Origin of the sequence: Yimella sp. RIT 621 (genome assembly GCF_004146205.1) — a bacterium.
Taxonomy (GTDB): domain Bacteria; phylum Actinomycetota; class Actinomycetes; order Actinomycetales; family Dermatophilaceae; genus Yimella; species Yimella lutea.
Window position 1 is genome coordinate 1 of sequence record NZ_SEIP01000022.1, and the last position, 18108, is coordinate 18108.

An 18108-nucleotide genomic window follows, 5' to 3' on the forward strand; every position below is an offset into this window, starting at 1 on the left:
TCAAGCGCAAGCCGTTACCTTGGCGCTTGGAGCCGAGGGCAATGTTGCAGCAACTCGTAGCCACTTTGCCGCTCGCAAGCCGACGCTGACGACCGAGAGCGACGAGCCGACCCCTCCCGGGTGGCCGGGAGGGGTCGGCTATTTCGATTCGGCGACACCGGTTGGCGGGCTGCCCCGACGATCGGTTAGCCACTGCCCCGTCGGGTCTGACCTGCGTGTACCCGGCGCCCCCCGGTTGTCCGTCCCGCGCTAAGCCGATGTCGTCCCGTCTCCGTTGACGTCAGGCACCCTCCGGCGGTTTCCGCCAGTGGGGCGGCCCAAGTTGGCTCGCAGCACGTGCCCTCAGGCCGCCCAAGCTCTGGCTGATGGCACCCAGGTCATGTCAGTCACCTCGTCGGCGATGGCGGGGTCGGCGAAGGCGTAGACGTCCTCGAGCAGGTCGGCGAAGCGCTCAGGGAGCTGGTCCAGCTTCTGCTTGCGCCGCCACGCCGCCCACTTTGCCTGTGCGATGGCTGGGTAGCCGTCGAGCACGTCCCGCAGCAGCGACATGTCGGCATCGCGGTATGCCGCCACCTGCGTGATCGAGGTCCGCAGGGTGTTTCCGTCCACGGGGTGTCCGCCGGACAGGGTCCAGATGTCACCGAAGTCTCGCCACCGGGTGTTGGCCGTGCCCCGTTGGACAGCGGTCACGACCTTCTCCGCGTGCACCATCACAAGCGGGTAGCCGAGCAGGTGAAGCGGTTTCCCGCCGAGCAGTCGCGGAACCTCAACCTGGCCCGGCGCCGGCCAGACTGGGTCCCCTACGTTGAGGTCGATGTGAAAACGGGTCCGGGCTGTGGCCAGCTCAACACCCATCGACACACGCACGCCGGAGTACTCGTCATCGTCGCGGATGACCTCGGCGGTAGCACTGTTGGCATCGAAGACCAAGCCGTCATCTTCCTGGGGCTTGCCGGCGGCGATGTCGCGCAGGACGGCAAGGACTTGTTGGGCGTCGTTGTCCAGGTCGCGGCCTGCGAAGTCGATGTCTTTGGTGGGGCGTCGCGTACCGAACGCGGCCAGCAGCACGCCGCCCTTGAGGACGAGCTGCTGCGCGTGGTCGCTCACCGCTACGCGTGCCAGGAACCCCTCGAGGACGTACAGCTGGATGAGTTCGTCGGTGAGCCGGGACTCGGCTCGCGCCTTGGCCTTGAGGTCCAAGTAGGCGCGACCGGCCGCTGTCGCCCTCGAGACGTCCTTCACAGCAGGACCTCCAGGGCGTGCCGCAGCGCTGGCGCTCCCTTGCTGAAGTGGGTGGACATGCGGAGCAATGTAGAGGGCTGACCGCCCCTGCGCAGCCAGCGGCGCAGCGCCTCGTTGCCCAGCTCAGGTCCTTCGGTCTCGCGCAGCCGGTACGCGTCGATGATGGACCGTTCGGGGCTGTAGAGCCCGATGGCTGTTGCGTCGTCCAGGGTGAGCGTCTCTCTGCCGATGTCGAAGGTGTCTGGGTCGAACTGGTGCCATGCGACGGGAGCGATGGTGTCCGCTGGACGGGTTCCGCGTGGCAGCGCGATGTCGAGCTCCGCCGGGATGTTGTCGATGAGGTCGTGACGTGCCAGGGCCGTGCGCAGGCAGAGCGTGGCCCGCGGCCGCTTCCCCGCGATGTCGATGAGGTCCTCGTCGCCGGCGGCGTCGGCCTTCCGGTAGAGGCCGTGGTTCACCCGGATGATGAGGTTGTGCGCCAGCAGCTCGCGGAACCTGCGCTCGTTGAGCAGGGTGCGTGCCTCGCTGTACCGGAAAGTCGTGGGAAGCAGGCGCAGCGCCTGCTGGTCCAGCTCGCTCGTCACGGCCCCTCCCAGGATGTAGGACTATGCAGTCAGTCGGCCTATAACTGTTCGCATTTTCCTACATTGTGCCACGGTAACCATGCTCTGCGGCCTGCTCAATCGCTCCCATCGGCACTGAAGCGTTCCGCCAGGTGCCCTCCACGAGCATCGACGCCCGCTGCTCATACCCGTACTCAATCGCTCGGGCGGTCCAACGACCAGCCGCCTGCGCCGTAGCGTGCGGCATTCGCAACGGGTCACGGGCAAGCAGGGACCGGTATGCAGGGTGATGCTGTCGAAACGAATCCCCTTCAACAGCGAAGAACCGTTCCTGCGGGTGGAAGTTCGCACGAGTGCGGATCGTGGCAACCGCCTGCGACCTGCTGCGTAATCACACCCCGTGTCCAAGATCCGGGGGTAGGGCCCCGACGACGGATCTTCCTGTCGCGGCGCCGGTCAACCCGACCGAGCGAGCAGTCGCCAAGATGGGTGAACTGCTCACCGGGGCCTACCCCGACGAAACGGTCGAGGTTGAGTTCGAGCCGACCTACGACGGTGACGGTTGGCAGATCAAGCAGGTCCGGCTTATGGATTACACCGAACAGCACTCGGAGCGGTTGTACCTCGACGACGAGGTGCGCATCAGCCTCGACGATGCAGCCACCGCGTTGAGCGAGCACGACTGGGAATGGGCGCACCGTCGCGACGAAGAGCGTGCCTACCTCGAGTTCGGCGGGCGGTCCTGATGTCGACGATCGACCCATCCGGAGCCATCCATGACGCCAAGGGCCGCTTCGCCGGCCATGTTGCGGCTGAGTCCACCACCGAGCTCTCCGCTGCCGGCGGCGGCGATGACTCCCAGCCGATCGTCGCTGCCATGCCCGAGATCGAGGAGTTGCAGCGGCAGCGGGACGAGGTCTGCCGAACGGTCGATGAGGCGAAGTGGCGCGCGATCGCCGCTCAGGTCAAGCACGACTATCCGACCGCTGCTTCCGTTGCTGTGTCCTTCGACCGCGAGGACCGCATCTATCACCTCGACGCGGTCCTCGACGCTGACGAGCAGCCGCTCTACGACAGCTTCGACTTCGAGACCGACTCAGACGAGACCCTCGACATCGCCGCTGTTGGGTGCGACGCCGACCTGGACGGCATCGGTGCACGCGACTACGGCGAGCAAACTTTGTTCGGTGGCGGGAAGGTTCTCCCGCTGGACCGGCTCGCCACGATCGGCCGCAGCCAGGAACCCGATCCTCCCGAGCTGCCTGACTTCAGCAGCACGGACGACGCCCTGAACGAGCGTGTGCTGTCGATCCTGCACGGCCCCGGACAGCGGTTCGAGAGCTTCGAGGACGCGCACCCGTCGGTGTGGTCCAAACAGGTGCAGCAGGTCGGGCGGAGCATGGCCGGCGACAGCGGAAACGTGGCCGGTTACAACGCTCAGTTGGTCATCGAACTGGACGGCGACAGCGGCATGGCCATCGGTGCTGTCCGCGGACACCAGTGGAACACCCGGTACGTCCAGCACGACTGGCTGACCAACGACGAGAGCGCCGGGAGCTACGACGCCGTCACCGAGATCCAACAGAAGCTGCACGAGGTCTTCCGCGAGGAGCTGGAAGACATGGACCGCCACGACCCCCAGCAAGGAGCCTGAAAGCATGTCGACTATCGACCACAGCGGAGCCATCCACGGCAGCGACGGCAGGTTCACCGGCCACATCACCGGGGAGTCCACCGCCGAACTCTCAGACGTGACGACTGCGCCGGTCGTCGAAGCGATGCCGCAGGAAGAGTACGACCACCAAGTTGAGGTCAACCGGCAGATGTCGATCCGCGCTGGCTCGACACAAGCCGCCGGAAAATCTTGGAGCGACGAGTGCCAGAACCAGCACGTCTACCTCACGCTTAAGCGGTTCCGCCCGGAGGCGACGCAGGTGGTTGGCCACTTGACGGACAAGCATTCCGACGACGGTTCGTGGTACTTCTCGATGCGGTCGGCGACGGACGCCAACGGCGCCGAGATCGACCTGCCGCGCCAACTATCCTACGAGTGGCTTCCGGAGGACACCGCCGCACAGTTTGCGTCCGATGACATCGACGCCTGGGAGGGTGACGACATTTCGATCCCCGTCGAGTCGTTGAAGGCACCCGGCTGGGACGACGAAGAGGCACGCGCCGCGCGTGTCGATTCGTTGATGCAGCGGCTGCACAAGGAAGACGGCAGTGACCTCGACCCGGACGAGATCGGGAACGCGTACTCTCCCGACTTCGGAGCGGACGTCGAGAACATCGCTGCGTTCATGTCCCGTGAACCTGAGTACTCCGGCGACGGACAGCCGCAGCTGTATGCCGAGCAGGCTTACGCCGCCAGCGAGATTAGCGGTTACAACGTGGGCGCGTACGTCGTCGCGCCGGACGGTTCACAGATGCAGTTCGGCACATGGGTGGATGACGACGACATCTCCGATGACGCCGCAGCTGAAGGAGCCGATCAGGTGCGCGCCACGATGTCGGCGATCGACCGGCACTACAACCGTGCCGCCGACAACGCGCGCCGCCTCGGCTTGTGCGGCCGAATCTGAGGAGCGACATGTCGACCATCGACCCCTCGGGGGCTGTCCACGGCATCGACGGACGCTTCACCGGGTACATCGCCGCGGAGTCCGTCGAAGACCTGCCATCGACGGACGCTGTCGCACTGTCCGATCTCGGCCTGGACCCGGGACAATCGGAGGAGATCGACCCCTACGACCTGACCGACGCCAGCTGTCGAGATGCAGCGAAGACTGCATACGACACGCGGCCTACTTTGCACAGATCGGCGCCAATCCCTGAGGTCCGCAAAGTACGTGGCTCCAGTCGTCAACGACCAAACGGAGCGCCGCTGCGGGCACATATGCGAGTTGGATCGGCCCCCTTCGGGAGGTCGCAGGCGCAGGCTCACGCACCGCTTCGTCGTTGCCTTGCGCGTCTTGTTCGACGAGGTCTTCGGCCGCGAGGACCGGTCGTGCATGGATTCGCCATTGGCGTAGCGGGTCTACCAGGCAAGTGACTTTGCGGCGGTGGCAGAGAGTCAGAGCAGCGTTTGCACGGGACGTGGGATTCCGTAGGGCTGTCGGACGGCCAGCAGGGGTTTCTTGCTGGCCGTCCGTCCGAGACGAGTTGCGTGATGGGGAAGGCGCTATGCGACAGCGGTTCCTTCGAGCTCGACCATCTGGCCCGGGATCGCCAGGCGGGTGACGCCGAGCATCGTGGTAGTCGGGGCGACACCTGCCGCCCCGAGCTTCCCGGCGAGCACGCCGTAGTGCGGGAACATCGCATCCACGTCAGTGGTGTAGACGTTGAGGCGGACCAAGTTCGCCAGCGACATGCCGGCCTCGGCGAGCACGGCCTCGAGGTTCGCCACGGCCAGCGCGAGCTGGGCCTCGACGTCCCCGTCATGCTCGGGCCGACCATCCTTGCTCATCGCTGTCTGTCCCGAGATGTACAGCGTCCGCGTCTCCCCTGAGATGACTTCGCCCTGGTTGAAGCCCATCTCCTGCGACCACGTCACCGGGTTCACTGCCGTGCGTTCCATTGCTGCTCCGTTCATTCGTTCCGCAGCGCCCGGCCGCCCTATGGCCGCCGTCCTCGACGCTGCGCTACTAGCCTCCCAACGAATCACGACACCTTGTGTCGTGTTTTCTGGTAAGGATGGATGCATGCGAGCAGACCGACTGGTCTCGCTGGTGCTCTTGCTGCGCCAGCGAGGCCGAATCACCGCCGACCAGCTGGCCAGTGAGCTCGAAGTGTCCACGCGCACCGTGCTTCGCGACATCGACGCCCTCTCGACTGCGGGCGTCCCCGTTTACGCCGACCGTGGTCGACACGGCGGTTATTCACTCCTTCCCGGCTTCCGTACCGAACTGACCGGGCTGAACCATGACGAGGCACTCGCGCTGCTCACCGCCGGATCAGACCGCGGCGAGAAGGTCTTCGGCCTCAGCGCACCGCTAGCCTCGGCGATTCGCAAGGTCGTCGACGCGCTGCCCGAGGGGCACCAGGTGAGTCTCGGCGATGCGGCCAAACGGTTCCTCGTGGAGCCGGAGACCGACCTGCTCTCTCGCCGTGCCCCCACCGAAGACCTGGCCGACGGCGTCATGAGCGAGGTCCGAGCCGCGGTGCTCACCGGCCGCCGGCTGCGATTCAACTACGCGGCACCTGGTAAAGCACCGAGTCGTCGAACCGTCGATCCGATTGGACTGGTCACCGTCCGCGGGCGCACCTACCTGCTGGCGACGAGGTCTGGAGACGATCGGACTTACCGTCTGTCTCGCATGCTCAGCGCCGAAGCGCTCCCCGAACCAGCGCAACGCCCTGCGAAGGTCGACCTCGACCGCATCTGGGCCGAGCGCACCGCACAGTTTCTCTGCAAGAACCACATCCCGGTCGTCGTCCGCATCAAGACATCACGTCGTGAGGAACTGCTGGAGAATGCCCGAGCTGTCCGCGCCGAGGAACCGGAGCCGGATGATTGGATCCGCCTCGACGTGACCTTCGAAGACCTTCGCCACGCGGTGTGGGCGGTGTGGCGGCTTGATACGGACGCCGAAGTACTAGCGCCACAATCCGTCCGCGATGCGATTCACGCGCGCGCCGAAGCATTGACGACCCGCTATCGGCGCGCCCTGATGCAATGAGACTCATCACAAGAACGTCTGAGAACCAATAGCGAGAGTCATAGCTGCAAAGACGTGCCGTCTCTGCAACAGGTCGGGGTCGTTGGAAGGGCCCGTGCGGACGAGGGATCACCGCTCGTCGGCACCTTTCCCCCGTGCTGGGACGTCCGAACTCCGAGCCTCGGGAGTGTCCGGCTGCTGCTGGATGACTACGTCCGCTCCTCTGGGGACCTGTGTGGCTGCGAGGAGCGCGAGGGCGGCGAAGGTGGCGGCTGCGACGAGAGCAGCCGTGGTGAATCCACCTGCGTAGGCGGCCTGAGCGGCCTGGACCATGTCATGTGCCGCGGACGGTGAAAGGCTCTCTGCTGCGCTGATGGCTCCGCTAATGCTGTCGAGGGCCCGGTCGGGCACGGCGTCCGTCGTTGAGGCGGTCAGGCGGTCTCGGTAGCTGCTGGCCGCAATACTGCCGAAAATGGCTACTCCGGCGGCCATGCCGAATTCGCCCGCGGTCTCTTGGAGCGCGGAGGCCGACCCTGCCTGGTGGGACGGGGCCACTCTGAGGATCAGGCCGGGGACCAGCCCGGAAGGGAGACCGAGACCGAGGATACTGACCGAGTACCCGGCCAGGAGCGGGGTCAGCTCGCCGGTCCCGACCTGAGCGACGATGAAAGCCCCGAGTGCGGCGACCACCAAGCCAGCGGACATGACGCGGCCGATCCCGAACCGCTGGGCGAGTGCGGGCGCGGCGAGGATCGCGGCGATCATCGCCACACTTGCCGGGACGAGGGCCAGCCCCGCCGCGAGCGGCGACAGGCCGAGGACGGCTTGTAGATGTTGAGCCATGAGGAAGGACACTCCACCTTACACTGCGCCGCCGAGGAGCCAGATGGTCATGGTGCTGCTCAGGACCCGGTCGCGAAAGAGGCCCACGTCCAGCAGCGGACTGTCCAGGGTCAACTGCCGGCGCACGAACGCCATTCCGGCAGTGAGGGCGACCCCGAGGATGAGGGCCGGGCTTGCCTCCCAGCCGTGGCTGGCCAGCTCCTTGAGGGCGTACACCGCACCTAGGACGGTGATCAGGGAGAGGCCGACGCTGACCAGGTCCAGCCGGCCGGCCCCTGGGTCGTGTTCCTCGGGTAGGACGCGGGGTCCCAGGATCAGGAGCAGTGCCATGACAGGCACGCCGAGGAGGAACACCGAGCCCCACCAGAAGGTGCTGAGCAGGACGCCCCCGATGACTGGCCCAATCACGAGGCCACCCATGAAGCAGGACATCCATAGCGAGGTCGCGAACGCCAGTTGGCGTGGGTCGGTGAACAGCGTTGCGATCAGCGCGAGGGTGGAGGGCAGGACCATCGCTCCGGCCACGCCCATCACTGCGCGGCTGGCGATGAGGACCTCGGGCGTGGGCGCGAAGGCCGCCACGACCGAGGTGACCCCAAAGGCGGCTGCTCCGATCAGCAGGAGTCGGCGACGCCCGATCCGGTCGCCCAGGGTGCCCATTGTGACGAGGAACCCGGCGGTCATGAAGCCGTAGATGTCCATGATCCACAGCTCTTGGCTGCCGGTGGGGGCCAGGTCTGTCGCCAGGCTCGGCAGCGCGAGGTAGAGCACGCTGAAGTCCAGAGAAAGCAGGAGCGTCGGGAGGGCGAGAACGGTCAGGCCCCACCACTGGCGACCCGTCAAGTGGCGTTCTGTCTTGGTCTCCATGTGGGTTCCTTCTGCGTCGTCGACTGCGTACACAGGTAGGACGCCCCAGCCGGGCAATCCTCATCGGTCCCCCTTCACTTTGCGGTGCCCCTGCTCCCCCCATCTCCCGGCGCTGGGAGGACAAGTGGGAGTCCGAACGGGGGGAGCATCTCGGGCACGAAGGCGTTGATCTCATCGATCAGCCCGTCGCGCACGTGGAGCACGTCCAGCCCGAACGCCTGCCACTCGTCGCTGTCGTGGTCCCAGAGATAGACGCCCGCGGCGGGCTGGCCGTTGGCGCGGGTTGGGATCAGCCGGAGCACTGCGGCGTCCGTACCCTCCAGTGCGGGAGCCCACGCGGACCGGATGTTGTCCCGGCCGGCGTAGTACGAGGGGTTTGGACCTTGGTGCCCGCTGGCTCCGGGCTGTTGACCGCATCGAGCGTCGTGGTGCAGCAGCGCCGTCAGGGCGGTGATGTCGCTGGCCTCCGTGGCCGCGACATATCGCTGAAGCAGGTCGCGCTCTACCTCACTGGTGGCCGACGCAGCCCAGTCCGAGCGGTTCGGCGGAAGGTGTCGACGCAGGGATTCCCGAGCCCGTTGCAGTGCGCTGTTGACTCCCGCGACGGTCATGTCGAGGTGGTCGGCCACGCCTTGGGCGGGCCAGCCTTGGACGTCTTTGAGGATGTGGACCGCGCGTTGCCTTGGCGGCAGGTGCTGCAAGGCGACCAAGAACGCCAACTCAAGGGCCTCTCGCTCGATCACTACGTCATCCGGTGTCGCTTCTCGGGCTTGGGCATGAGCAGCGAGATTCTCCGGGGCCGGCTGCAGCCAACGCACCGATGCCGCCAACGGCACCGCCCCGTCCGGGGCCCGGTCAGGTGCCGTGCTGCGTTCTGGCCGACGGCGAAGGAAGTCCAGGCATGCGTTGGTCGCGATGCGGTATAGCCACGCCCGTACGGCGGACGCCTCGCGGATGCTTTCACGCTTGTCCCAGGCCCGGACGAAAGTCTCCTGCACGAGGTCCTGTGCGTCCTCGACCGAGGCCAGCATCCGGTAGCAGTGAGCCGTCAGCTCGTGCTGATGCCGCTGAACCAGAAGGGTGAAGTCCTCCCGATCCACTGATCGAACGATGTCGCTTTCACCTTCGCTACCCATGGATCCTCCTGACGTTGCGTCGACGACCGTCCGCCGCCGACATAGTCGGGACGCAGCCATCCAAGTAGTATTGGTTCGATACTCGTTGACCGTAGCGAGGGGTAGTATTGATCCGCAACCACCTAGGAGGGTTTCGTGATCACCAGTCCGCGCTCTAGTTGCCCGATCAACCGCGGCGTCGAGCTGCTCGGCGACCACTGGAGCCTGCTGATCTTGAGGGACATGGCCTTCTGCGGCTACCGCTCCTTCCGCGAGCTCCTGACCAACTCCCGCGAGGGCATCACCCCGGCCACGCTGTCCAAGCGCCTAACTGGCCTCGTCGAGATCGGTCTCCTCACCAAGCACGCCACGCCTCGAGGAACCCAGGGCAGGTACTCACTGACAGAACAGAGCATCCAGCTCGTCCCACTGTTCTTCGAGCTCGCACGAGCGGGCGGGATCCTCGATCCCACGACAGAGAGCACCGAGAAGCGTTTCGAGGGCTGGTATGGCGACCACGACAAGATCCACACACACATGGATGAGCTCCGCAGCGAGCACCTACCTGACGGCGCTCAGCCGGAGGAGGCATCGAACCCGCTGAGCGCCCAACCATGATTGAGCCCTGTTGGTAATGCCGCTGCGAGCGGGTTCTGTGTTCGTTGGCGAGTGGAGCCGGGGCGCCTCGTTCCTCAGATGCCGCCGCGTCGCACCCTCGCTTCGGCCGACCACGAGCTGACGCTGGCCGGGCGCGCCCTCGACGTCCGCTGCTCCCTCTGCGACTGGTGTTCGTTGCCACTCTCTGGGCGGACCGGCGCAAGGAGCGGTTCCCTAATGTCAAGCTTGATCGCTACGGTCACACCCATGGAGGCGATGGCTGAGGGTTCAGGCCTCAACGTGAGCCGAATGCGGTTCTGTTCTCGGTGGCCCACTCGCGGAATGTCAGAGGTTCACGCCCTGTGACGGTTCGTACCGTGTCCTGTGGGACTCTGGCCGCCATTGGGGGTTCGGTCTTCATCTGAGTCATGTACGCGATGTCGTCGTCGGAGAACCCGTAGGACCTCCACTGAGCCTGCACTTCTTCGGGACTGAGTGCGACGAGGTCAACGTGCTTGCCTGTCGCCTCTTGGATGATCTCGACTCGTTCGCGGACGGTGAGCGCCTGCGGACCACTGATCCATAGCGTCTCCCCGGCGTACCCGCCGCCGACCAAGACGTGCGCAGCGACGCTCGCGATGTCGGACTCATGGACCACGGTGCTGGGCACATCGACGAACCCTTCCTCGACCCGGCCCCCTTGCACCCCGTCGACCCACTCGAGCATGTTCGCCATGAACTCGACGGGGGCGAGGGTTGTCCACTCAAGCGAGCTTTCGGCGACGGCCGTTTCGATCGGTGTGGCATCAACGTCGCCCTTCAGCATCGTGACTCGAGAGACACCGGCTTTCGTGAACTGGGTGACGAGCGATTCCCCGTTTGGGATCGGCGTGTAGTCGTCTCCTGCGAAAGTGATGAGGTGGGCCCTGGTCACTCCTTCCAATGCTGGAGGGAGTGTCGAGGGATCGGAGAGGTCGCCCTGAACGACCTCGGCACCCTCAGGGAACGACGCCTTGGCTGGGTCTCGCGTGAGACAGCGGACAGCTTCGCCGAGGTCGAGTAGGTGCCGGACGAGGTGAGATCCGACGTTGCCAGTTGCTCCGGTGACGAGAATGGTCATAGTTCCTCCTGTTGAGCGTGGATGCGGGTCAGCGGATGTGGGATTTGACGTAGGAACGGGTCGCCAACGGAACGAACAGGAGCAGCAAGAGCACGCTCCATGCGACTCCGAACAGCACTGGGTGCTGTAGGGCGAGCACGTCGGGGGTCGGGGTCGACTCGGGGACATTTCCGAAGAGTTCTCGTACGCCTGTGACAACGGCAGATACCGGGTTCCACTCGGCGACGACCCTCATGGGCGTGGTCATTCCGTCGGTGGGGACGAAGGCGGTCGAGATGAACGCGAGAGGCAGGAGAATGAGCATGGAGACGTTCGACAAGACCTCCGGCGACCGCACTCTGAGCCCGACGTACGCCGAGGCCCAGGACAGGGCGTATGCGAACAGCAGAAGCAGAGCGAACCCGGCGACGGCTTCGACGGGGCCGGTCCGGATCCGCCACCCCATGGACAGGCCCACGAGCGCCAAGAGCGCTATGACGAGCAGATTCATCACGAGGTCGCTGTTCGCTCGCGCAGTCACCACTGCGACGGGCTTGACGGGCAGGGATCGAAATCGGTCCATCATTCCGTGCTTGTTGTCCATCGCGAGACCGATGCCCGTGTTCGTGGAGGTCATCAGCATGGTCTGCGCGAGGATCCCCACGAGCAGATATTCGCGGTAGATGTCACCGCTCATCTGCATCGCGCTGCCGAACACGTAGGCGAACAGGAGGGCGAAGGCGACCGGCGCTGCGGTCGCGAAGATAATGATGTCGGGATTGCGGAGACTCTTAAGAATGTTCCGCACGGTCAGGGCACCGAGTTGATTCAGGAATTTCATCTCAGCTACCTCCGGTGATGAAGGCGAGCTGCGCGTCAGGTTCGGTCGACTCCATGGAATCGCCTGTGAGGGCGAAGAACACGTCGTCAAGCGTGGGTGCCTTGACCGAGAGTCCGCCGATCGAGATGCCGTCCGCTGTCAGTGCGCTCACGCACGGTGCGAGCCAGCGACTCGCGTCCGGGACACGGAAGGACAGCTGATGGTCCTGGGTGGCCATCTGCGCACCGCTGCCCGCGAGGATTCCCTCGACGACCTTGGCCGCCCTGGCTGCGTCATGCTCACCTGACGTGAGCTCGACGACAACCTGCTCTCCGCCGAGTCGGCTCTTGAGGTCCTTCGGCGCGCCGAATGCTACCTGGCGCCCCTTCGACATCACAAGGATCTGATCAGCAAGGACATCGGCTTCTTCAAGGTATTGAGTCGTCAGCAACAGCGTCATGCCGTCTCCAACAAGCCCCTGGATCATTTCCCAGAGGCTGACCCGGCTGCTTGGATCCAATCCTGTTGTGGGTTCATCAAGGACCAAGACCTTGGGCGTCCCGACCATGCCCCCAGAGTGCTGAGCCACCCTCTTCCGTGCGTATGAGCCCATGTCGAAAGCTTCGACGAGTTCGTGCGCGCGCCGCTGAGCATCCGACTTCGTGTGGCCGTAGAGGCGGCCAACAAGCACGAGGTTCTCCATCGTCGTGAGATCTTCATCTACCGCCGCGTACTGGCCGGAGAAGCCCGTGAGCTGCTTGACGAGGTTCGACTCTTTGGAGACCGAGTGGCCAAGGATTCGTGCGCTACCGCTGTCCAGCGCGCACAGACCGGTCACGGCCTTCACAGCCGTCGTCTTTCCCGCGCCGTTGGGGCCCAGGACCCCGAGCACTGTGCCCTCGCCAACGGTGAAGCTCAGCTCATCGAGCACGACGTGCTGACCGAACTTTTTGACGAGACGTTCTGCCTCGATTGCTACTGCCACGTGCTGCTCCCTTCGGTCCCCCGCGGGACCCTCCATCGTGAGGTCCAGTGCGGTCATGCGCCGCTCGCAGAATCAAGCGTGCACGCACTTGTGGCCTATATACGGCCACAAGAGTGGATAGGCTCGGCTCGTGGCAACAAGCACTCGTGTCCTGGAACTATTGGGCCTCCTCCAAGCCAGGCGTCACTGGAGTGGGTTCGAGCTCGCCCAGCGTTTGGGCGTGAGTCAGCGCACTCTGCGCCGCGACGTCGAAGGGTTGCTGAACCTTGGGTACCCGGTCATCACGACCCGGGGCACTGGAGGCGGCTACCAACTCGGATCAGGTGCTGCGCTCCCACCGTTGGTGTTGAGCGAGGAAGAGGCCGCGGCCACAGTCCTGGGCCTCAAGGACGTGGCCACCGGCACGCATGCCGTCCCTGCCGATGCTGCGATCAGTGCCATGGCCAAGATCGTTCAGGTGCTGCCGGCAGGGATCCGCCGCCGCGTCTCCGGATTGTCAAGCGTCGCTGGGCCGCTTGAAAGTAACCGCGCCACGATCACTGACGTCACCGTCCTGACGACAATCGCTCTCGCTGCCCAGGGCGCACGCAAGGTCCACGCGACGCCGCATGCCCGCGACACGGACACCCTCGAGTTTGCGTATCAAGGAATCCGCTCCGAACCAGGCCAGCGGACCGCTCAGCCCCACCACATCGTGAACTTTGAACACCGCTTCTATCTCGTCGCCTGGGACACCGACCGCGGCGATTGGCGCACATTCCCGCATCGATCGGATCACAGCCCCACGATGTATCGGCCGGCGGTTCGCCGCTAGGCGCCTCCCAATCGACGACCCCTTGGAGTTCGTCCGCTCCCAATTTGGGACGGTGCCCGCGACATACCGCGTTCACGCAACGGTCTACGCACCAGCAGCCCGTATTCGGGAGGAGATAGCGCACTACGGAGTGGTGGAGCAGGTAGACGATGAGTCCTGTGAGGTCTTCATCGCCGCCGAGTCCATCGACTGGGCAGTGTTCTGCCTTTGCGCTCTCGACGACCCCTTCCTCATACACGGACCGCCGGAGGCCACCGATCACGTTCGCCGGTGGCCAGACCGGCTCCATCGAGCCGTCGCGGGCCCGACCGAGGCAGCGAACACAACTACCGCCCCACTGCAGGGCGCGAACTAGGATCACCTGCGTCACCAAGACAGCTTCCGACCGTTGCGAGCTGCCCACCGATGGCCCCAGAAAGACCCATCTTAGATAGAAGTCACGCTGCTCTAATTAGAGCGCATTTCGACACCTCGCACACAGCAAGGGTGACGTCGCAGCTGCAACGAATTGCCGTCAAGGTTCACCGTCACGACCGGCCGCTCCATCGCTCGGGCGGCGTCATAGTTCACTGACTAGTGACGTCGGCGTTCACCTGCGTAGCCAGCGTGGCGTCGGGCGAAGCCGACACCCCTATCGTGCCATCTACCCCAGCTGCCAGCAGAGCACAAGAAGGGGCATCCGGCGAAGTCGCCATAGCCACCGCTGTGATCCGCAGCTTCGCCGACGGGATCGTAACTGTGCGCAACCGCCGCGGAGGCGCAGCACCCTCGGCTCCCTCCGCCAGGCAGCGTTCGAGCACCAACTCGCTACAGAGTCGACACATGCCGCCGAACCCGAGGCGGCGGTCAGCCGTTGATGGAGGCGAGGCTCTTGATGTTGGTATCCACCCGCAATTGGTCGGGGTTGCCCGTGAATGCCTGAATAGCCGCTATGAGGTTGCGGTCGGTGGTGCGGGTCAGTTTCGGCTCCAGGAGCTCGAGGAGTCGCCCCCATTGCTTGCGGCCGACGGAGCTTGCAAGCAGTGAGCTGTACACGGGGTCGATGAAGAGCCTCAGAGCCACTCCGGCATCGGTCGACGAGAACCGGGAGAACATCCGCTCGTAGGACAGCTCCGCGGCACTGCTGACCCCATGGCCGTTGCCGAGGAAGCAGTCGACGAGGACATGGATATAGCGATCACGGACCGAGGCCGGCACATCGCCCTTCTCGCCGGCCAGATCGAGGACTCGACGAGCAGGGGCAGCTTCGCTGTAGAAATTGTTGAAGCCATGGTGGGCATCGTTCAGGAGGTCGAGGGCTTCACTCATGTCGACGGCGCGCACCTCGGTTGACAGGTAGGCCGTGCCGTCGACCAGATCGATCAATTCGCGGGCGGCAGTCGCGAGGCTAGTCTCAGCGGTGGCGGCCGCCCGGGCCTGACGCAAGCCGTAGCTGTTCCGAGCGGCTTCGCGCACGAACGGCCACAGGCGTGGCCACAACAGTCGGACGTTGTCAGCAACGAAGGGGATGCGGTCCGGATCGGTGTAAAGGCCGAACAGACCGTTGGCGAGTGTGTCGGCCCGGTCGGGCGGCAATTGGTCGAAGAACGCTGCCGCTGCCTCGACTGCAGCCTTGTTGAGCAGGTCCTTCTTGATGTTGGCCAAGAGACGGCCGGTGTGAGCGGTGACGGTATCCGTCGGTGTGTTGATGACCTCACGAATGCAGTGCTGGAGGAACGTAACCAACTCCAGCCCCGTGAGGTCATTCTGGTTCGGGTGGGCCGCGCTTGCGTGGTTGCGCATGTAGCGGACGTGGTCCAGCCGAGCGAAGCCCACGTCGGAGATTAGTCGAAGCACCTGCGCAACCTGGACGAGCGCTCAACTCGTCGGTTGTGCCTCGGGCAGCGTGCGCAGATGTGTGACGGCGCCAAGGTCACTCTCAACGGTCTGGGCGACCTGGCACGGTTCCCGGTTGACCCAACAGTGACTCGCGTCGAGTCGTGGGCGGACCTGCACGACAGGCTCGCTCGGGCCCAGCGTGACCAGTTGCGCCGGCAACAGATTGAGCGTCTCGGTGGGATGACGCGCGACCTGACAGTCCAGCAGAAGGCTGACGTCCTGAGGGAGTCCATCAGCCATGTCGAGTCGTCGCTCGTGTCGGCCAAGCTTCCCGACGGCTACCGGATCACGGTGCCGCGCACCGCTCTCGATCTCGTCGAATGGGGCGACCGGCTCCACAACTGCATCGGTGGGTACGCCCACGCATGGAATACCGGACGGTCCATCCTGGGGTCGGTGCATCACGGCGAGGACCTCATCGGCGCCTTCGAGTTGGTTCAGCCCGACTCCGGGAACGCCTGGAAGATCGAGCAGATGCTCGGCAAACGCAACCGAGGGCTTGAGCCCGAGGTTCGCTCGGCGGTCGAACAGGCGATGACGCAGGCCGGTGTCGACGTCCCGCAGACGTACTGGGGATCGCGCTGATCGCTCAGTCGTCTCCGAAAACCGTTGCAGGACAGTAAGAACCGCCGACCGCTTGAAGCAGTCGGCGGTTCTTGGTCGCTCAGGCTGCGACCAGGGACCGTTGGAACGCGATGACCGTGCCGGTGGATGTCACCGCGAATGCCGGGTCGTTGGACGATTCCGGTTCGACGACGAACCCACCGTCCGGTGCGGGGCGCACGGCATACCGTCCGTTGAGTGCGATCCGGTGGTCGTAGGCGTACCGCTGGACCAGGGTGAGTGCGCGCTCAGAGGTCATCGTCACCAACCCCCGCCAGTGCCGGCTCGTCGTCGTCCTCGCCGAACGCGGCGATCTTCTCCTCGAGCTCGTCCTCGGAGTCAGCCAGCAGCGTTGTGATCTCACCCGTTGTGGGGTTCTCGACCTGCGCGACGAACTCCGGTCGCACCTCTTCGTCGGGGGCGACCTGCTCTTCACGGCCCTTGAGAAAATCCATGAAACCCATGTCCGGTCAGCTTTCTGTTGTAGTGGATTCTGTTGCTTTCCAACCCGCTTCGTCGGCGAACTTCTCGTACGACTTGGCGGCGTGGTCGATGGCGGCGGTCACCGTCTTGGTGTCGCCACGGCTCCAGCCGGCGATGTATCCGGGGCTGAATGCTTCGCAGTCGGAGGAGGACAGACCGCCCTCACGGCGCAGCAGATAGCTGAAGGCCTCGGCCTCCGACTCCATCCGGCCCCGGTGGGTCGCGTAGTCCGCGGCATCGTCATCGACGTGCCCACACGCGACGTGTCCGATCTCGTGCGAGGCGGCCTGCACCTTCTGCTCGACGCTGAGGCGCGAATCCACGACGACGCTCTTCGACCTCGGCTCGACATAGGCCATCGTGCCCTTGAGAGTCACCGGGTCGCAGCCGGGAATCTCCTTCTCCTCATACGAGTAGCCCTTGGACACCACCCAGTCACGCATCCCGTCGAGCATCTCCTGGGTGCCCCCAATGGCGGGACGGCTCGGGTGCTGCGGCACCGGGTCACCGTCGGTCTGCGTCACATCGAACACCGCGCACGGCGTCGTACCGACCATGACCTTGCGCCGAACCGTCTTGTCCGGGTCGTCCTTGTCCTGGACGCTGATCCACTTGGTGACCGGCGCCTGGATGTAGAGGGCCGAACCCTTACCGGAGGTGATCTTGCGTCCGGCCGCGTTCCACGCCTTCGCGCCCCGCGCGTCGATCGTGCCCATCCGGGCAAGCACCTCGTGGACGTCGGTGATGCCTTCACGGCGGGCGACCTGCACCGCGGCAAGCAACTGGTTGTTCGTCGACCAGCGCGACATACCGTTGGCAGCGCGTGCGTCCAGGTAGGCGGTGAGCTGACCCGACTCGACGAGCTGCTCCACCGCGTTCGACAGATCAGCCTGCATCGCCTTCAAGCGGGCATCCCGGTCCAGCGCGCCGTAGTTGCCGGACTGCGACGCCTCCATCGACAGGTCGGTGTCTCCTTCACCGGCAACGCGCCCCGCGAACCGGCCCCTGGCGTCGTGCAGGGTACCGGTGGCGTCGATAGTCGTCATCGAGTGCAACCCGTCTGGGCACGAGCGGCGTAGCCGTGAGTGGTCATCGCGCGAACTCCGTTCTGTGTAGGCGGTGGTACCCGTAGGAATGGCGGCGGAGTGTTTCCCCCTGATGGCGGGCGACCGAGCACAGACCCTGGAAACGAACGGTGCGACACATTGGACGTCGCACCGCTCAGACATGCCTCTTGAACAAACCCTCGACGCCGCCCTGGCTGCTGATCTCGCCCTCGCCGAACGAGCCACCGGCCGACTACGGCGCATTCGTCAGCGCCGGATCGGCAAGACCGCGCAGACGATCGTGTTGCTGCGTATCTTCAACATCGAGCACTACATCGCCTGGGTCCACACCACCCGCGACGCGATCAAAGCCGGCGTACTGTCCGAGCTCGAACTCACCCAGGCAGCCGCACACCGCTTCCGTTGGCGCCGCGACCTCCACCTCGGTCTAGCTGTTCTGTCCACGGACGTTAGTTACGGCGAGTCGACTGGAAA

General features: G+C 65.0%; 23 protein-coding genes and 2 pseudogenes. 10 read left to right on the forward strand and 15 right to left on the reverse strand.

All coding sequences use genetic code 11. From position 1 onward, the window contains the following. Positions 1-342: 342 nt before the first annotated feature. The 3 genes from EU513_RS15060 to EU513_RS16700 are packed head-to-tail and all read right to left on the reverse strand — an operon-like array spanning position 343 to position 2166. A complete protein-coding gene (locus EU513_RS15060; protein ID WP_205744812.1) occupies positions 343-1242 on the reverse strand; it encodes a nucleotidyl transferase AbiEii/AbiGii toxin family protein in 900 nt (299 codons plus the stop codon). Continuing rightward, entirely contained in the window at positions 1239-1826 is a 588-nt protein-coding gene (locus tag EU513_RS15065; protein WP_205744813.1) for a hypothetical protein, read from the reverse strand. The genes EU513_RS15060 and EU513_RS15065 overlap by 4 nt, the downstream gene beginning before the upstream one ends. 58 nt (positions 1827-1884) lie before the next feature. Further along, the gene (locus tag EU513_RS16700; RefSeq protein ID WP_129627612.1) at positions 1885-2166 is read right to left on the reverse strand and encodes a zeta toxin family protein; all 282 of its coding nucleotides are present in this window, start codon (positions 2164-2166) and stop codon (positions 1885-1887) included. A gap of 124 nt (positions 2167-2290) precedes the next feature. Between EU513_RS16700 and EU513_RS15075 the strand changes: the two genes are divergently transcribed. From EU513_RS15075 to EU513_RS15085, 3 genes are read left to right on the forward strand one after another with little or no spacing between them, the layout of a single operon-like run. After that, positions 2291-2551, forward strand: a complete 261-nt coding sequence (locus tag EU513_RS15075) for a hypothetical protein (protein WP_129627562.1) — start codon at positions 2291-2293, stop codon at positions 2549-2551. Continuing rightward, positions 2551-3459: a hypothetical protein gene (locus tag EU513_RS15080; protein ID WP_129627565.1), complete on the forward strand. Its 909-nt coding sequence runs from the start codon at positions 2551-2553 to the stop codon at positions 3457-3459. The genes EU513_RS15075 and EU513_RS15080 overlap by 1 nt, the downstream gene beginning before the upstream one ends. Before the next feature lie 4 nt (positions 3460-3463). Next, positions 3464-4387, forward strand: a complete 924-nt coding sequence (locus EU513_RS15085) for a hypothetical protein (protein ID WP_129627568.1) — start codon at positions 3464-3466, stop codon at positions 4385-4387. A gap of 315 nt (positions 4388-4702) precedes the next feature. Here the strand turns inward: EU513_RS15085 and EU513_RS15090 are convergent. Together EU513_RS15090 and EU513_RS15095 are read right to left on the reverse strand one after the other, a co-directional pair. After that, positions 4703-4882: pseudogene (locus EU513_RS15090) on the reverse strand (hypothetical protein); the annotation flags it as partial. Positions 4883-4986: 104 nt separating this feature from the next. Further along, positions 4987-5382: a RidA family protein gene (locus EU513_RS15095; RefSeq protein ID WP_129627571.1), complete on the reverse strand. Its 396-nt coding sequence runs from the start codon at positions 5380-5382 to the stop codon at positions 4987-4989. Positions 5383-5506: 124 nt separating this feature from the next. Here EU513_RS15095 and EU513_RS15100 point away from each other — a divergent pair, with 124 nt between their 5' ends. Beyond that, positions 5507-6484 carry a YafY family protein gene (locus tag EU513_RS15100; RefSeq protein WP_129627574.1) on the forward strand — a complete coding sequence of 326 codons (978 nt, stop codon included), beginning with the start codon at positions 5507-5509 and terminating at the stop codon, positions 6482-6484. A gap of 108 nt (positions 6485-6592) precedes the next feature. Here EU513_RS15100 and EU513_RS16495 read toward each other — a convergent pair whose 3' ends face one another. The 3 genes from EU513_RS16495 to EU513_RS15110 all read right to left on the reverse strand — a co-directional run bounded on the left by EU513_RS16495 (position 6593) and on the right by EU513_RS15110 (position 9273). Continuing rightward, positions 6593-7306 (reverse strand): hypothetical protein, encoded by a 714-nt coding sequence (locus tag EU513_RS16495; protein WP_240796079.1) that lies wholly within the window; start codon positions 7304-7306, stop codon positions 6593-6595. 18 nt (positions 7307-7324) lie between these two features. Beyond that, positions 7325-8173: an MFS transporter gene (locus EU513_RS16500; RefSeq protein ID WP_240796080.1), complete on the reverse strand. Its 849-nt coding sequence runs from the start codon at positions 8171-8173 to the stop codon at positions 7325-7327. Positions 8174-8247: 74 nt separating this feature from the next. Then, positions 8248-9273 (reverse strand): RNA polymerase subunit sigma-70, encoded by a 1026-nt coding sequence (locus tag EU513_RS15110; protein WP_205744814.1) that lies wholly within the window; start codon positions 9271-9273, stop codon positions 8248-8250. A 171-nt stretch (positions 9274-9444) separates the two neighbouring features. On the opposite strand from EU513_RS15110, the gene EU513_RS15115 reads away from it, so the two are divergent. Further along, on the forward strand, positions 9445-9906 hold the full coding sequence (locus tag EU513_RS15115) for a helix-turn-helix domain-containing protein (RefSeq protein ID WP_129627580.1): 462 nt from the start codon (positions 9445-9447) through the stop codon (positions 9904-9906). Between the two features lie 274 nt (positions 9907-10180). On the opposite strand, the gene EU513_RS15120 is transcribed toward EU513_RS15115, so the two are convergent. The 3 genes from EU513_RS15120 to EU513_RS15130 are packed head-to-tail and all read right to left on the reverse strand — an operon-like array spanning position 10181 to position 12846. Further along, positions 10181-11005 carry an NAD(P)H-binding protein gene (locus tag EU513_RS15120; RefSeq protein ID WP_129627583.1) on the reverse strand — a complete coding sequence of 275 codons (825 nt, stop codon included), beginning with the start codon at positions 11003-11005 and terminating at the stop codon, positions 10181-10183. A 28-nt stretch (positions 11006-11033) separates the two neighbouring features. Further along, on the reverse strand, positions 11034-11825 hold the full coding sequence (locus EU513_RS15125) for an ABC transporter permease (RefSeq protein WP_129627586.1): 792 nt from the start codon (positions 11823-11825) through the stop codon (positions 11034-11036). Between the two features lies 1 nt (position 11826). Continuing rightward, positions 11827-12846 carry an ATP-binding cassette domain-containing protein gene (locus EU513_RS15130; protein ID WP_205744815.1) on the reverse strand — a complete coding sequence of 340 codons (1020 nt, stop codon included), beginning with the start codon at positions 12844-12846 and terminating at the stop codon, positions 11827-11829. 73 nt (positions 12847-12919) lie between these two features. On the opposite strand from EU513_RS15130, the pseudogene EU513_RS16560 reads away from it, so the two are divergent. The 3 genes and pseudogenes from EU513_RS16560 to EU513_RS16570 all read left to right on the forward strand — a co-directional run. After that, positions 12920-13042: pseudogene (locus EU513_RS16560) on the forward strand (HTH domain-containing protein); the annotation flags it as partial. A 93-nt stretch (positions 13043-13135) separates the two neighbouring features. After that, on the forward strand, positions 13136-13603 hold the full coding sequence (locus EU513_RS16565) for a YafY family protein (protein ID WP_255407470.1): 468 nt from the start codon (positions 13136-13138) through the stop codon (positions 13601-13603). After that, positions 13491-13958 (forward strand): WYL domain-containing protein, encoded by a 468-nt coding sequence (locus EU513_RS16570; protein ID WP_255407469.1) that lies wholly within the window; start codon positions 13491-13493, stop codon positions 13956-13958. The genes EU513_RS16565 and EU513_RS16570 overlap by 113 nt, the downstream gene beginning before the upstream one ends. A gap of 491 nt (positions 13959-14449) precedes the next feature. Here EU513_RS16570 and EU513_RS15140 read toward each other — a convergent pair whose 3' ends face one another. Next, the gene (locus EU513_RS15140; protein WP_129627589.1) at positions 14450-15385 is read right to left on the reverse strand and encodes a hypothetical protein; all 936 of its coding nucleotides are present in this window, start codon (positions 15383-15385) and stop codon (positions 14450-14452) included. A 111-nt stretch (positions 15386-15496) separates the two neighbouring features. On the opposite strand from EU513_RS15140, the gene EU513_RS15145 reads away from it, so the two are divergent. Further along, entirely contained in the window at positions 15497-16066 is a 570-nt protein-coding gene (locus EU513_RS15145; RefSeq protein ID WP_129627591.1) for a PcfJ domain-containing protein, read from the forward strand. Between the two features lie 79 nt (positions 16067-16145). Here the strand turns inward: EU513_RS15145 and EU513_RS15150 are convergent, their stop codons facing one another. From EU513_RS15150 to EU513_RS15160, 3 genes are read right to left on the reverse strand one after another with little or no spacing between them, the layout of a single operon-like run. Then, positions 16146-16343 (reverse strand): hypothetical protein, encoded by a 198-nt coding sequence (locus EU513_RS15150; RefSeq protein ID WP_129627594.1) that lies wholly within the window; start codon positions 16341-16343, stop codon positions 16146-16148. After that, on the reverse strand, positions 16333-16548 hold the full coding sequence (locus tag EU513_RS15155) for a hypothetical protein (protein WP_129627597.1): 216 nt from the start codon (positions 16546-16548) through the stop codon (positions 16333-16335). The genes EU513_RS15150 and EU513_RS15155 overlap by 11 nt, the downstream gene beginning before the upstream one ends. Before the next feature lie 6 nt (positions 16549-16554). Continuing rightward, positions 16555-17613, reverse strand: coding sequence for an ImmA/IrrE family metallo-endopeptidase (locus EU513_RS15160; protein WP_168990309.1), 1059 nt, complete (start codon positions 17611-17613; stop codon positions 16555-16557). A gap of 181 nt (positions 17614-17794) precedes the next feature. Between EU513_RS15160 and EU513_RS16025 the strand changes: the two genes are divergently transcribed. Further along, positions 17795-18108: hypothetical protein (locus tag EU513_RS16025; RefSeq protein WP_168990310.1), on the forward strand; the 314-nt coding region annotated here is incomplete at its 3' end.